The following is a 14,684-nucleotide window of genomic DNA, read 5'->3' as shown; positions in this document are numbered from 1 at the left end:
TGGGCACCTGCGCCTCGTTGTATTCTCGTTTTACCAGAAGGACAGATCATGCAGCGCAGCGTCACTCTGCCTCTTGCTGCAGAGCACGATCTCGATGCGGTCCTTCGTTTCGAGATGGACCGGCTCACGCCATTTCCTGCTGATGCCCTGTTCTGGGCTCAAACGCTCCTGCACCGTGACACAGCACTCAACCAGATTGTTCTCGCACTCTGGATCGCACCGCGTCATCTGGTCGATCCGGTCATGGACCAGCTGACCTCCATGGGCATCACGCCGGACTGGCTTGAAAACGACCATGGCTCGGCGCGTATTGCCCTGCTCCGGCAGAGCGCGCCGCTGGACAGGGTAAAAGACCCAAGATTTGCCCTGCCTGTTATGGCATGTGTCCTTCTGGTAGTTTTTCTGCTGGTCGGTGCGGTCCATCAGAGCCACCGGCTTGCGATCGATGAAAGCCGGATTGCCGGCCTGCGCACACCGGCTCTGCAAGCCAGCCAACTGCGCCGCATGATCGAGGAAAAACGCGCAGGCGCGCGACTGGTGCAGGATGCCAGAACGCGTCTCGGTGATCCCATGCAAATTCTTTCCGTTCTGACGGAGCTCCTGCCCGACGACACCTTTCTGACCGATCTGAGCCTTAAGCAGGGACAATTGCTGATCAGCGGCCAGTCCGGGGAACCCGCGAGCCTGATACGGACGCTCAGCGCCTCACCTCTTTTGCACAATCCGGTTTTCGTAGCGCCGGTGACCCACCTTACAGGACAGACAGCAAGCCTGTTTTCGATACGTGCCGATATCGGCAAGGCTGCACAGCCCAGCGCCAAAGGAGCCGCACAATGAGCCGTGCCGCACGCCTGATTCGTGATCTGCCAAAAGGTCGTCGCGGGCAGTTTCTGGCGGTCGCGTTACTGGGCCTTGCAACTCTAATGCTCTGGGTCTCTGTCATCGCGCCACTGGCCGATTTCTTCATGCAGCGCGCGGCCCATATCGATCTGAACCGTGAAACGATTGCGCGTATGACCTATCTGCAGGACATTCTGCCGCATCTGCGTCGAACTGCCTCACGCCTGCCGGACACAGCACCGGGTCTGATCGACGGGGCGAGCGATTCCATTGCAAGTGCGACCCTTCAGGACCATCTGGCCCATCTCGCCGCGACAGCCGGAACCGAGATCGGGAGCAGCGAAACGCTTACGCCGTCGACAGAAAGAGGTGCAAGGCGCATCGGCCTGCATATTACCCTGCTGGCCCCTTATCCTGCCATTGTAACGTTTATCGGCGCCGTGGAGCGGGCATCACCATCGATGGTTATCGACGGGCTGCACCTTCATGCGCCGGAAGACGCCAATGCGGGCAATGCCATGAGCTGCGATATGAGCGTTTTCGCTTTTCGGCGTGAGACCGCGCCGACACCGTCGCATCAGGAACCTGCGCCATGAGACGACATGCCTCGTTCTCGCTTCTCATGACATGGCTCTGTATTGGCTCTGCGATCTGCGCCATGCCCTATGCCTGTGCTGACGACATGACATCATGGCAGCAACAAAGCCTTGCCCGCCCACTTTTCAGTCCGTCGCGCCGTCCTGCGCTGAGCAAGGCTGCGCTGAGCGGCACGCCGCGCCTTTCAGCGATCATCGATCATAACGGACATGGCAGTGCGATTTTCATGATACCGGGTCGTGAGCGCGGATTGATCGTACCGGTGGGCGGTACAGTCGGCACGTGGCACCTCAAGGCGATTGCAGGCAACAGCGTCACCATCATTGAAAATGGACGCGACAGGATAGTGCGTCCTGATCGCGACCGACATGCCAGCCAGTCAGTGTCATCCTCGCCTACCGGGAACAATCTCGCCCCAACAGATTCCTCGGGTTTCGCGCCCCCGGCCTCGTCCGACCCCGCCCCATTCGACAACGCTCCTTCAGGTATGCCGCAATGACCGTCTCGTTCCGCAAGGTTCTCCGCCCTTTCTCATCGCGTAACGAATGGACAAACGGCAACACAAGCCTCTCGTTCCCGCACTTACATTGGGGTATTTATCTGGGTCTCGCGCTCATTCTGGGCCTTACCGGGTGCGACAAGGGAACACCCAAGGTGAAGCCGCTTGGCGGCCCCCTCCCCCTTGCCGGATACACGGATGATGGGCGTGAAGGGCGTCTGTCGACACCGCAGACCGGGCCTTCTGCCCGATACAGTCTGGCGCACGCTGCAATACCCATACTCGGCAGTCACGCCGATACAACCGGTATAGGCCAGATATCGCTCAATTTTGCCGACACCGATGTGCGCGATGCAGTGGCGCAAATGCTCAACGATATCCTGCATGTCAATTATGCCATCGATCCAGCTGTGCATGGACAGGTTACCCTACGCACAAGCGAGCCACTGACCAACGCGCAGGTCCTGCCCGCTCTACAGGTGATCCTGTCTCAGGTTCACGCCGTCCTGATCCATAATGACGGGCTTTATCGCATCGTGCCGAGCCAGGCCGCTCCGGGTGCGGCACAGGGCGCAGCAGCAGGCATTGCCGATAGTCTTTCGATGGGGGGCGATCTGATGGTGCCGCTGCGCTACGCGCAGGCCAGCACGCTTGCTCATGCCCTGCAGCCTTTTGTTCAGGGTGGTGCGCGCGTTACGGCCATAGACAGCAGTAATACCCTGATGGTGAGCGGCGATCCTTCTGCGCGCAATGCCCTGGTGGAAGTCATTCGTGCTTTCGATGTCGACTGGCTGAGCAGCCAGTCCTACGCACTTCTGCCCGTTGACTCAGGGAGTGCCAAGGACATGGCTACGGCCCTGCAAAACGCACTGCATGGGTCAGGCAACGCGCTTTCGCAAGTCGTGCAGGTTCTGCCGCTCAGTCGTGTCAATGCCGTGCTCGTTGTGGCACGCACACCGCGTTATATAGAGGATGCAAGACGACTGTTCATGCTGATCGAGCAGCATCGTCGTGCCACAGTGAGAAGCTGGCACATTTTCTATGTCCAGAATTCGAGCGTCAATGACGTTACCTACACCCTGCAACAGGCCTTCACCCCGGACAACGTCACTGCCCTCCCACCCGGCAGCAATGCCGGTCCCCAGACCTCTCAGGGAGGATTCAATGGAGCGATGGGAGGTGGAATGGGCGGGGGAGCCGGTGGCGGTCTGACTGGAGGACTTGGCGGCGGTGGTCTCGGGGGGCTCACAGGTGGAGGCCTTGGCACGTCGACACTGGGTCAGACGGCACAGGGCCAGACAGGTCAGAGTCAGACAGGGCAAAACCAGACAGGGCAGCCCGCCACGCAGGGCAGTAATACAGCTTCGATGAACAATCCTCTCCTCGGAGGGCTGGATAATACAGGGGGCGGGGACCGGAATACCGATGCGCTGCGCATTCTCTCCAATGCCCAGCATAACGCCATTCTCGTTCATGCCACGGACGCAGAAAGCGATACGGTCGAGCAGATGCTGCGACGTATCGACGTCATGCCGCTTCAGGTCCGTATCGATGCGGTCGTGGCAGAGGTGCAGCTCAACGATGCCCTGCAATATGGCACGCAGTTCTTCTTCAAATCGGGCGGCATCAACGGCGTTCTGAGCAATAACAGCCAGTCCATTACGGCAGGCACGCTTGCAACAGCAGCCTTCAGCCATACCCTGCCAGGCATCATCATCGGTGGGGCCAGCGGCGGCGGGGCGCCTTTTGCCATCGATGCGCTGCAGAACGTGACCACGGTTCACGTACTGTCATCGCCTCAGCTTATGGTGCAGGATAACAGGGCGGCCCGTCTGCAGGTCGGTCAGCTCGTACCCGTCCAGATCGGCTCGCAATCGAGCACGATCGGCACTTCGGTCTATAACCAGTTCACCTATCAACCGACGGGCGTGATCATGGAAGTAACACCCCATGTCAGCCAGAGCGGCCTGGTAACGCTGGACGTCTCGCAAGAGGTCAGTTCGGTCAGCGCCAATGCTGCAAGCAACAGCAGCAGTGCAGCCAACCCGACATTCAACGATCGCTCGGTCAATTCACGCGTGGTGGTGCAGGATGGACAAACAGTAGGTCTCGCCGGGCTGATTACAGAAAATTCGAGCCGCGCCAATAGCGGTATTCCCTGGCTCAAGAATATTCCCGTTCTGGGCTTTCTGGCCGGGACGCAGAATAACAACCGCCAGCGGACCGAATTGCTGATCCTGATCACACCCCATGTCATTCACGATCAGCGCGATGCCGTGAACCTGATGGAAGATCTGCGCGACACGCATCCCGATGCCGCTGATGTACCAAATGAGATGAGAAAAATGCATCGCACCGGCAGCGCGGACCCCCAGCAGCGCATTCGCGAAGGGCTTGGGCTGGATCGATGACCGACAAGCCAGCCCGCCAACCCCCCTTTTTGCGTGGCAGATCGGCTTTTGCTCTACGCGCGACTGATGAGAGAGGTTTCGCCCTTCTGATCGTATTATGGGCACTTGCCGGCCTGTCTCTCCTCACCGCCATGGTCAGCGCCAGTGCGGGATCGGCCCTGCGTGAAACACGCCTGCTGCGTCAAGCCGCGCAGATGCGTGCCCTGGCAGAAGGGGGCCTGCAAAGCGCGATCTTTCATGCAAAAGGTTCGCCCAACACACGCTGGGTCGCGAATGGCAGCGCCCATGTCATGATGTTTGATGGATACAGGCTCACCATCCGTATGCAGAGTGAAGCTGCAACGATCAATCCCAATACAGCACCGTTGCCACTTGTCGTGGCATTGCTTGAGGAATGCGGAGCCTCGCACGAACAGGCCGATACGATCGGGCGCGAAATCATCTCATGGCGAAGACAGGCGCAGGACGGCGATCGAAACGAGCGACAACGTTACCTGTCTCAGGGCCTGCATTATCTGCCCCCGCATGCGCCATTCCAGACCCTTGGCGAACTCGCACTGGTGCCGGGCATGAACGCTACGCTGCTCGCAAGACTTACACCGCATCTCTCGATCGCCCAGCCCGAAGAACTGCATACTCCTGTGTCGGACCCCGTCATGCATCGTGCCCTTTCACGATCGGGCCTGCCTGCCCTGCCCGCGCTCCACAGTCCGAGATCAGAGAGCATGACGATCGATGTATCGGTAACTGACCGGCAGGGCGGGGCATTCCGGCGCAGCGCGACAATCCTGATGATCCCTGGGGCCGCCACAGCAGACGACGTCGCGAACGTTATCGAACTCCATGATGGCGTGTAGACAATTTCGGACACGCTCCCGATCACGCCCGATTTCGATGAGCTGTATTAACCTACCCCAGTGCCTCACTAATCAGAATGGAAAACTTGTTGAAAGACCCGATACGTACGCAACGAGATCTGAATGTCGCCACTGATAATAAGCAAGGTTCTCCAGAGAACTGCCGTAGTGAAACAGTGCAATCAGCGACAACAACGCATGACGACGAGAAGCACGGCCGTGCAGGTGAAGTGATGTCTCGAGAGGAACGTATTTTTCCCACGCCATAATTTGGGGCCCCTCTGCGAAGAGACCCTGTCCTCTCTGATCGTCGCAGGCAAAGATATATGCATTATTTTCGCAGGACCGCAGTGCTATCTTGCCACCATCCAGAAATTCGAGATGTACTGGCAGGGCTGGTCCATACCTCATGGTATTTCCCAGCATAAGAGCCGGAGCATCAGGGTGAGCAGATACGAGAAATGACCGTGCATCCTGAATTTTACTACGCTGGGTGACAAGAAGAAGCTTTTCGACCGTATCGCCGATATAAGTCGATGCCTGTCCCGTACGCAGATCACTTGCAACGGCATTACCATTATGAGCGATCAGCTCATAGGCGATCAGATCAGCCGCCTCCATGCATGATCTCCGCCCCATATTGGAAAGATAGAAAGCGGTCTCTCTGGCGGCGATGCGGTCGCTCAGGATCGATGCCGCAAGTTCGACATCGGAAATCGTCATGTTTTCATAAAAGTTTCCGTTCGGATCTGACGATTCTATCAATCCCGGAAAGTCGAGATATTCGAATGCCGACCCATTCACCTGATCCATTACTCGGTAACTAAGCGCTGGAGGTGTTCCTATCCCTCCGTATACCTTGCTCTTCAGGCAAATACCTTGCGGTGCGGGCACGAAAATACTTGTATGGAAGGCTGATCCAATCTGACCTACAATAAAATTGTCGTTACGGTAAAGTTCAACCTGCTCGCTTACGCTAAGATCCTGTGGATGGACAATCCTGAAATTGTGCTGTTCCAGTTCCCGCTCAAATTCATGCTCGTTATCGATACGTACCGTTCCACAGATCAGTTTCGAGCGGGAGAGATAAATCCGCTCAGGAGCCGTTTGCACTGGTAAGACTGGATTCAACGCGAAACCGATAGAGTTGCAAAACTCTGCCATCCCGGCATAGCAAACAGAATCTTCTGTAAAGAGCGGGGACGCGACGACCAGATTCTCAATAGTGACAGACGTTTCCGGGAAGTAGAAATCGTCTTCGGCAAATCCCAAGGCTTCGATTATCTGGACGAGCCATGGAACTTTGAATAGATCTGCCTTGGGCTTAATCGCTCTAACGATAAGCTTCTGCGTGCCGTCCCAGATCTGCTTTGCCACCCAGAGACGAGAAAGGAATTCAGTGATAAAGTGACCATACTGCTCATGCATATGTCCGACGAAGATTGCCGATTTGATTACCGGGAAACCTCTTGCCACATTCGGATCACTCCAAAGACGCTGCCCCTTATTGACAGGAGGCCAGTGGCAATGAAAAGCAGCTTGGGGAATCAGGTACCCTTCCTGACTATAGACACCGTGCAAGTGATCGAAATTATTCCATCCGCAAATGTAAAAAGCATTCCTGAAATGTAGTATATCGGGTTCAGAAAAGAGGCTTATACCTGAAACGGGGCTATAAAAGCTTGCATATTCGCTCACGACGATCACTTACCAGAAATGACAAAGATACAGGTTAATACCACACCTTTGTGGCACAACAATAGATCTCGAACGATAAATAAATAAACATAATGAAATCACCACACGAAGATACAAATATGACAAACTCATACCATCACCGTCCGTACCCTTGCCACACCTCGTAAATACGCAGCAGGGCGAAGATATATGAGGAATGTCTATTAATCTGTTGTCGTGGAATGACGCGTTTGTGACCACTCAGTTATCTGTCATTTCAACTGCTCCTTCAGCGCGTTAGGGCTTTAGGCGTGGATAGGGCCGCCAAGCTTCTTGCGGTGATCATGTTGCGATCAGCGTTTCCCCATGATGCAGGGGCGGTATGGAAGCACTGATCGATGCAGTTCGACTGAAAGGCAAGACGCCCGCCGCGCGTTCTGCGGCGGACCATGTCGGCAGTTTTCCACAAGCACCGAAGGCAGCATCTGAACGTAACGAAATACAGAGCTTCCCCGTCCGGGCTCAGCCCTTGGCAGATCGCAGCCCAACTCTTCAGCCACCAGACGACGCTCGGCGACTTACAGGTCTTTTTTTAAGGGTGAAAAAACGGACCTTGCTCTGGGCATGATGTTCCTCGATGGCACGAACATTCGGCCTCGTCACAAGGCGGCAGGAACAGCCCCAAAAGGGAAGTCCTTGTGCGCTGAGGTGATTGTGAAGCATCTGGCTGCTTGCGTAGAGGCATCGATAGCAAGGCCTGCGTCGCCGCTCACAGGCGGGGCAAAGCCCTGTCTTTCACCCTGACGCCAGGGCAAGCCCATGAAAAACCTCTTAGCCATAATCATTCTCGACAAGCTGCCACATGCTCCGTGTTGCATTGTGTAGACCGAGGCTATGCCTTGAACTGGTTTCGCGAAGCCTCATGGGAAAGGGGCACAATATCCATTCAATAACTTGTGGGTGCGCCACAAGAAATAGAGCGCCCACGTCACGCGATACAGGAAAACCACCCCATTCCTCATAGCTGTGAACTGCATCACAGCCTGCTGCGGCCGCGGCCGCAGCAGGCTGCATCAAGACATTGCAGAGCCTGCACGCGTCCATACATTAGACCCTTCAAATCCCGCAGGGATGGATCGCAATAAGCTCACTGTATCTGTTATGTTTGTGCAAACCGCGCAGCAGTACTCCGCTTTGAGCCTACTCCCTTCAACTGTGTTTGCTTTACAACAGAACGATACAATATCGACGCGCCCATGCATTACTTGTTCCCGCATGGAATGAAACGAGATTAGGGAGGGGGTCGACAGCCCAGCTTCACGAAATCCGATCGATACCAGCCTCCGGCAATCGTGACTTCCCGGTCCGGATCGGTAGCCCGTGCGGACGCTAACCAGACTTTTTCAGGACAGGACAAACCGGGGACAGGATGCAGCGAGTAGATGTTTCAAACGGCGCGATCAGACGATCCTACCGCACGACTCTTTACCTACGCGCGATTGCCCTCTTTCTGGGCAGCACTACGACCGGCCTGATCGTTTACGCCGACAAGGCGAAGGCGTCGCGCAACGAGGCGGCATGGGTCGCAACGACACCCTCCAAGCATCCCGATACCGTCCGGATGTCCACGCCCGTACGAGAGACGAAAGCAGGAAAGACGCGATCTGCCTCTGCTTCGGACAAGAACCGGAAGAACACAGTACTCAGCGCGGATGCCGGCAAGAACTCTTCTCCCGCCGAGAGGATCTTCGTCACCGGCACACGCCTGACTCAATCCCGTCTGTCGAGTGTCATGGCCGGCTCGACACTCGATGACAAGCAGATCGCCCTGCGTGGCTATAACGATCTCGGTCTTGCGCTGCTTAGAGAGAACCCGGCGGTGAGCGTAGGAGATAATTCACCTCTGGGCGCGCAGAACCTCTTCGGCGCGGGACAGTCTTTTGTCAGCCTGCTCAATCTCGGATCGCAGCGCACGCTTACCCTTGTCGACGGCATGCGCATGGGTGGTGGCGCCACCGCTTCGATCTACGGCGTAGGATCGGGATCGCAGGTCGATGTCAGCACCTTGCCGACATCGCTCATCAAAACAGTCGATACACGCCTTGGGGGCGCGGGCGCCGCCTATGGGGCGGATGCCGTAGCGGGCGTCATCAACTACACGCTGGACGATCATTACAAAGGCGTTTCACTCGAAAGTCAGGGAGGCTGGTCACAGCAGCTCGATGCGGCGAGCGAAAAAATCGCGTTCAAGGCAGGAACGGGGTTTGACCACGACAAGGGCGGCATCGTTTTCGATGTGGAATACCGCAATCAGGCCGGTGTCGTGGCCAGTGACCGGCCAGACACGTTCGGTGCCAATGCCGTAGCCTATCATCGCGTCGAGCTGGGACAGAGCTCGCCCTACACCTATGTTCTCGGATCGGGCGCGCGGTTTCTGCAGGCTTCCCTGACAGGCATGCCGTCTCTGACCGGTAATTACGGTGACCTTCCGGTTTATGGAGGAGTCTATGGCAGCGCCTATGCAGGCCTTGCCGCCTCGGGCATAGCCAATGCCAATGGGGCGCCGCTGATGTTCAGCCAGGATGGGCAATCTCTTGTCGCTCTCGATGCCGGAACACTGCTCAAGGGCGATAACGCCACAGGTATTGGGGGCAATGGCGTTGCAACACGCAATTATCAGCAGATCGTCACGCCGAACGACAGGCTGAACCTGACGCTTCTCGGCCATTACGATCTCACGCCGCATATCCATGCAAACTGGCAGGGCTGGTATGCGAGAAGCAATGCAGAGAACCAGGTTGGCCAGGGAACGTGGAGCAGCGCGGCCTTCAACAACGCCCTCACACTCAATGACAATGGGCCATATAGCAGCAGCTATTATCAGGATGGCGTCACCACCGGGCCGCTCGCCCTGAGTACGGATAACCCCTATCTGACAAGCGACGAGCGCACAACCATCAAGAATGCCCTAGCCGCCGAGGGCCTGCCGACGGATCAGTTCTATCTGAACCGGCTCAATCAGGACCTCGACTCAGGAACATTCCGCACGACTGCGCAGATGTTCCGCTTTCAGGGGGGGCTGCAGGGTGATTTCCATACGCTGGGGCGGCAGTTCGACTGGAAGATACGCGGTGAATATACGCGTACCACCGATGCCACCACGGCACCTGCTCTCGTCATTCCCAATCTCGTCAACGCACTGAACGCCGTGACAGCGGCCGATGGGACGATCGAATGCGCTTCGGGGTACCGGAACGCCCCTATCGCAACGGGCAGCGCCGTCTGCGCACCGCTCAACCCGTTCGGCTATGACAGGATGACCCCTGCAGCACGCGATTACGTGACGGCACAATCGCGCTCCGCAAACCGCAATACCCAACGTGACCTGCAGGCAGAAATCAGCTCGACCGTGCTGACCCTTCCCGCCGGGCCGGTGAAATGGGATCTGGGTTACGAACATCGACGCGAGGCCTACCATTTCGATCCGGGAGCCTATCTGCTTGGCTGGAAACAGAGCGATGGCAGCTATGAGCCCTACGGCAACAAGACCTCAATTCCCTATACGGGCGGTGCCTATCACACGCATGAAGCCTTCGGCGAGCTCGATATCCCACTTGTCGCACCTGCGATGCAGATACCGGGTGTGTATCATCTGTCCCTGACAGCCAATGGGCGACTGACCTATAACAGCATCACCGGCACGTACTGGACCTACATGACGGGTGCAGCCTGGTGGCCCATGCGCGATGTCGGCCTGAGCGGCAATTACGCCGTCTCAGTGCGCAATCCCGCTATCGGCGAGCTTTATGCCCCACAATCCACCACCTATCAGAGCGGGGTCGACCCCTGTTCGGATGTAGGCCTTGCATCCGGCCCCAATCCGGCATTGCGTGCAGCCAATTGTGCGAAGGCCGGAATTACGCAGCCTTTCACCTCGAATTTCAATTCCTACTCCATCGAAGGGACGGCTGGCGGCAACAACCACCTGTCGAACGAGCGCTCCAAAAGCTATACCGGCAGTGTTGAATTCAGACCCCATCTCATCAGAGGGTTCGACATGAAGGCCTCTTTTGTCGATGTTCAGGTTTCGGATGCCATTACCTATCTGAGCGCAACCAATCTGCTCGATGCGTGCTACGACTCAGCCGATTACGGTCATAATGCGTTCTGCTCGACCTTCACGCGTGACGCCAATGGACAGATTTCGTCTTTCCGGTCCGGCTATTACAATATCGCCAGTTTCGAAACACAGGCCCTGCAGGCAACGCTGGATTATACCACGCCCCTGACGCGTTTCGGCCTGCCCGACAATGCCGGAATTCTCGATTTGCGCGGCAATTATGTGCATTACGTCAAAAGCACACAGACCTATGTGGGCAGTACCTATCTGCTCGCCGGCACGATTGGCGCGCCCAACGACAATTTCACCCTGAACACCACCTGGCAGCGCGGCAAACTGACTGCACAATGGCAAACGCTCTGGTATGGACCAAGCCACTATGCGCTTCAGGTTTCCTCATCGCGATATGAGGGCAATAAACGCCCGTCTTTTGCCTATTTCAATCTCTCTCTGGACTATGCCGTCACCAAAAACATTTCGACCAGTTTCATCATCAACAATATCACCGATGCCCTGCCCAGAGACTCAGGCATCTATAATATCGGCCGCTATTACGAAGCACTGATCGGACGCAGCTTCCAGATGCATTTAGGTGCCAGCTTCTGACCGGCATTCCTGTGTCTCCTCGAAAAAAGGAGGACACAGAATGCTGGGTGCAGGCCTATCCCTTGCGGCGCAAATCGGCGCGATGCAGCAGAAGCGATAGCATCCACGCCAGCACAAAAAGCCCGATAACGATAAATCCGATCTGGTTGAAGCTGTCGCTCAGGGCGGAGACCGCATTCCAGAAACGGCCCGCAAAACCGATCTGGTCTCCCAGCAGCTTGAGCGTTTCAATGCTGCCGATCCCGACTGCAACGATAACTGATACCAGCGTGATGACAATATTGTAGCGCAGCTTGCGCAGCGGATCGACAAAAGCCCAGCGATAGGCCCCCAGCATCAGCACGCCGTCCGCCGTATCGACCAGTGCCATGCCAGCGGCAAAAAGTGCGGGGAAAATCATGATGGCAGAAAGGGAAACACCACGGCTGGCCTGGGAAGCCGACAGACCCAGAAGCGACACTTCGGTCGCCGTATCGAAGCCCAGACCGAAAAGAAACCCGAGAAGCACCATATGCCAGCTGCGCGAAACCAGCCTGAAAAGCGGATAAAGCAGACGTGACAGGATGCCGCCCCGGCTCATGAGCGCATCGATATCTTCCTCTTCGATCGCACCGCCGACCCTGACATGGCGCCATGCACGCCAGGCCCCGCGCAGGACGATGAAATTCGTGATTGCAAGAGCAAACAGGAACCCGGCAGAGATCAGCGTGCTGGCCATCCCTCCCACGGCACGCCATGCCCCGAAACGGTCCTGCATCGCCTGAGACAGCAGGGCCGTGCCCAGCGCCGCAAGCACCACCACCAGCGAATGGCCTATCGCAAACCAGAACCCGGTCAGGAGCGGCTGACGTCCCATCTGGATAAACTTGCGCGTTACGTTGTCGATCGAGGCAATATGATCGGCGTCGACCGCGTGGCGTAACCCGAAGCCGTATGCCAGCAGGGCATTACCCAGAAGCAGAGGCCTGTCACGAAACAGGATGAAGCTCCATATCCACAAGGCAGCATTCACAAGCAGCAGAACCACACCGAGAATGGTTACGCGCATACGCAGGCTGCGCGTCTCACCTGCCCCGCTGGATGGCTGGGCGCTCATGCGGCTTTTCCATGCAATGCGGCATGCAGTGCGGCAGGAACGTTGCGCCAGGACCGGCGCGGCGGGCCGTAAGCGGGTAAGCAGATCAAATCGGTTTCTCCGGCTGCCGGATCGACCCGTCCGGCCAGACAATCAGACATGACGAAGGCAGGTCTCCTGGCTCATGGGTCCATGTCTTCCCGCCCCTTCCCGGATGGTTTGCCATCCAGTGGTCCCGGCGGGACACTCACCACTCACAGTTGCGGGGACAGCTGCCGTCTCGCCGCCGATCCCGAAAGATCGGCCCTGCGTTCGGCATTCCCTTTTCACTCGCTCGCGCGAGACCTTCGACACCGGAAACTAGCCTTTACAGCACAGCATCGCCAAGCCCGTTTCGCCTTGCAATACCGTGTTTTTGACCGGGCAACGCACGCCTCCACAGAGCATCGCGACGACCCGTTACCCGTTTTTGGACGCAACCAACCGGGTGTTCGGGCCTTTTTACCCCCAGACAAATCACCCGGCCCCGTGCCGGGACAGCGACAAACAGGAGAAGAGAACGATGAGCGTTTATCGTACGATCAACCCTGCAACGGGCAAGACCGAGCGCGAATTCGACCTTCACACCAAGGCTCAGGCCTTCGAAAAACTCGATGCCGCCCACGAGGTCTATAGGCGTGACTGGCGTCATCGCAGCTTTGCCGAGCGCAAGGCCATCGTGAGCAAGGCAGCGCAGATCCTTGAACAGAACAAGGAAAAATATGCCCGCCTGATTTCAATCGAAATGGGCAAGGTCCTTCCCGAGGCGATTGCCGAAACCGAGCTCTCTGCCAAGATCCTGTCCTATTACGCAGAAAATGCTGAAACCTTTCTCGCGCCGCGCGAGATCGAGGTTGCCGAAGGCCGCGCCACCGTTCTCAGCCAGTCTCTTGGCGTCATCTACTGCGTCGAGCCCTGGAACTTCCCGTATTACCAGCTGGCACGCGTTGCAGGGCCCAATCTGATGGCAGGCAACGTCGTTCTGGCCAAGCATGCACCGGGCGTCCCGCAATGTGCACTGGCCTTCGAAGCCCTCTTCGAAGAAGCCGGGGCTCCCAAGGGAATCTGGACCAATCTGTTCATCGACAACGATGTTTCCGCAGAGCTGATCGAACGCCCTGAAGTGCGTGGCGTAGCCCTGACGGGGAGCGAGCGCGCAGGTAGCGCCGTTGCAGCCGAGGCGGGCAAGGCACTCAAGAAATCGACGATGGAGCTGGGTGGATCCGATCCTTTCATCGTGCTGGACGATGCCAATCTGGATGAGGTTATTCCACGCGCGGTGGCCGGGCGCATGTCCAACAACGGGCAGGTCTGTACGGCAGCAAAGCGCATGATCGTCCATGAATCGCTGGCCGATGAATTCGTTCGTCGTCTATCCGCAGCGATCAGCGAGTTCCGTTACGGCGATCCGCTGGAACAGGGCGTGACACATGGCCCGATGAGCAGCGAAAACGCCATGAAGCTGGCACTCAGCCAGGTCGACAAGGCCGTCAAGAACGGGGCCAAGCTTGTAACTGGCGGCAAGAAGCTCGATCGCGAAGGGTTCTTTATGCAGGCGGCCCTGCTCACTGGCGTCACCAAGGATAATCCGATTTTCTATGAAGAAATCTTCGGTCCGGTTGCCATTGTCTATCCGGTCGCCGATGAGGATGCGGCTGTCGCTCTGGCCAATGATTCGCCGTTCGGTCTCGGTGGTTCCGTTCATACATCGTCTGTCGAACGCGGCCGCAAGCTCGCCGAGCGTATCGAGACTGGTATGGTATTCATCAATGACGTGACAGGCACCGCGCCTGAACTGCCTTTCGGCGGCGTCAAGAATTCCGGTTATGGTCGTGAGCTTTCTTCATACGGCATTCAGGAATTCATCAATCACAAGCTGATCCGCTCGGTTTGATTAAGCCCTCTGTCAGGGGCATTTTTCCCCTGACAGAGTTTGCCATGAAACCCGACCTCACGGTGGCGC

At 57.1% G+C, this 14,684-nt stretch carries 10 protein-coding genes and 1 riboswitch; of the genes, 7 read left to right on the top strand and 3 right to left on the bottom strand.

Annotated elements, in window-relative coordinates; all coding sequences use genetic code 11:
- Window positions 1-48 precede the first annotated feature (48 nt).
- The 5 genes from NF685_RS11060 to NF685_RS11040 are packed head-to-tail and all read left to right on the top strand — an operon-like array spanning window position 49 to window position 5,204.
- Window positions 49-837 carry a PilN domain-containing protein gene (locus NF685_RS11060; RefSeq protein WP_252849635.1) on the top strand — a complete coding sequence of 263 codons (789 nt, stop codon included), beginning with the start codon at window positions 49-51 and terminating at the stop codon, window positions 835-837.
- A complete protein-coding gene (gspM, locus tag NF685_RS11055) occupies window positions 834-1,436 on the top strand; it encodes a type II secretion system protein GspM (RefSeq protein ID WP_252849634.1) in 603 nt (200 codons plus the stop codon). The genes NF685_RS11060 and gspM overlap by 4 nt, the downstream gene beginning before the upstream one ends.
- On the top strand, window positions 1,433-1,936 hold the full coding sequence (locus NF685_RS11050) for a hypothetical protein (RefSeq protein WP_252849633.1): 504 nt from the start codon (window positions 1,433-1,435) through the stop codon (window positions 1,934-1,936). The genes gspM and NF685_RS11050 overlap by 4 nt, the downstream gene beginning before the upstream one ends.
- Window positions 1,933-4,347, top strand: a complete 2,415-nt coding sequence (gene gspD / locus NF685_RS11045) for a type II secretion system secretin GspD (protein ID WP_252849632.1) — start codon at window positions 1,933-1,935, stop codon at window positions 4,345-4,347. Before NF685_RS11050 ends, gspD begins: the two co-directional genes overlap by 4 nt.
- On the top strand, window positions 4,344-5,204 hold the full coding sequence (locus tag NF685_RS11040) for a type II secretion system minor pseudopilin (RefSeq protein ID WP_252849631.1): 861 nt from the start codon (window positions 4,344-4,346) through the stop codon (window positions 5,202-5,204). Before gspD ends, NF685_RS11040 begins: the two co-directional genes overlap by 4 nt.
- Before the next feature lie 72 nt (window positions 5,205-5,276).
- Here the strand turns inward: NF685_RS11040 and NF685_RS11035 are convergent, their stop codons facing one another.
- Entirely contained in the window at window positions 5,277-6,902 is a 1,626-nt protein-coding gene (locus NF685_RS11035) for a glycosyltransferase 61 family protein (protein WP_252849630.1), read from the bottom strand.
- 1,408 nt (window positions 6,903-8,310) lie between these two features.
- Between NF685_RS11035 and NF685_RS11030 the strand changes: the two genes are divergently transcribed.
- The gene (locus NF685_RS11030; RefSeq protein ID WP_252849629.1) at window positions 8,311-11,607 is read left to right on the top strand and encodes a TonB-dependent receptor domain-containing protein; all 3,297 of its coding nucleotides are present in this window, start codon (window positions 8,311-8,313) and stop codon (window positions 11,605-11,607) included.
- A 55-nt stretch (window positions 11,608-11,662) separates the two neighbouring features.
- Here NF685_RS11030 and NF685_RS11025 read toward each other — a convergent pair whose 3' ends face one another.
- Window positions 11,663-12,703: a HoxN/HupN/NixA family nickel/cobalt transporter gene (locus NF685_RS11025; protein WP_252849628.1), complete on the bottom strand. Its 1,041-nt coding sequence runs from the start codon at window positions 12,701-12,703 to the stop codon at window positions 11,663-11,665.
- Window positions 12,700-12,843 (bottom strand): hypothetical protein, encoded by a 144-nt coding sequence (locus tag NF685_RS11020; RefSeq protein ID WP_252849627.1) that lies wholly within the window; start codon window positions 12,841-12,843, stop codon window positions 12,700-12,702. Before NF685_RS11020 ends, NF685_RS11025 begins: the two co-directional genes overlap by 4 nt.
- Window positions 12,833-13,046, bottom strand: a riboswitch (cobalamin riboswitch). Its footprint overlaps the gene before it by 11 nt.
- A gap of 198 nt (window positions 13,047-13,244) precedes the next feature.
- Between NF685_RS11020 and NF685_RS11015 the strand changes: the two genes are divergently transcribed.
- Complete coding sequence (locus NF685_RS11015; RefSeq protein ID WP_252849626.1) at window positions 13,245-14,615, top strand: NAD-dependent succinate-semialdehyde dehydrogenase; 1,371 nt, start codon at window positions 13,245-13,247, stop codon at window positions 14,613-14,615.
- Window positions 14,616-14,684 lie beyond the last annotated feature (69 nt).

It is taken from the genome of Asaia lannensis NBRC 102526 (genome assembly GCF_024054035.1).
GTDB lineage: Bacteria > Pseudomonadota > Alphaproteobacteria > Acetobacterales > Acetobacteraceae > Asaia > Asaia lannensis.
This window is presented reverse-complemented; position numbering and strand designations above follow the sequence as displayed.

Excerpts from the sequence above, each read along its gene's own strand:
- NF685_RS11060 (WP_252849635.1), top strand. The coding sequence starts at position 49 with ATGCAGCGCAGCGTCACTCTGCCTCTTGCTGCAGAGCACGATCTCGAT.
- gspM (WP_252849634.1), top strand. The coding sequence starts at position 834 with ATGAGCCGTGCCGCACGCCTGATTCGTGATCTGCCAAAAGGTCGTCGC.
- NF685_RS11050 (WP_252849633.1), top strand. The coding sequence starts at position 1,433 with ATGAGACGACATGCCTCGTTCTCGCTTCTCATGACATGGCTCTGTATT.
- gspD (WP_252849632.1), top strand. The coding sequence starts at position 1,933 with ATGACCGTCTCGTTCCGCAAGGTTCTCCGCCCTTTCTCATCGCGTAAC.
- NF685_RS11040 (WP_252849631.1), top strand. The coding sequence starts at position 4,344 with ATGACCGACAAGCCAGCCCGCCAACCCCCCTTTTTGCGTGGCAGATCG.
- NF685_RS11030 (WP_252849629.1), top strand. The coding sequence starts at position 8,311 with ATGCAGCGAGTAGATGTTTCAAACGGCGCGATCAGACGATCCTACCGC.
- NF685_RS11025 (WP_252849628.1), bottom strand. The coding sequence starts at position 12,703 with ATGAGCGCCCAGCCATCCAGCGGGGCAGGTGAGACGCGCAGCCTGCGT.
- NF685_RS11020 (WP_252849627.1), bottom strand. The coding sequence starts at position 12,843 with ATGTCTGATTGTCTGGCCGGACGGGTCGATCCGGCAGCCGGAGAAACC.
- NF685_RS11015 (WP_252849626.1), top strand. The coding sequence starts at position 13,245 with ATGAGCGTTTATCGTACGATCAACCCTGCAACGGGCAAGACCGAGCGC.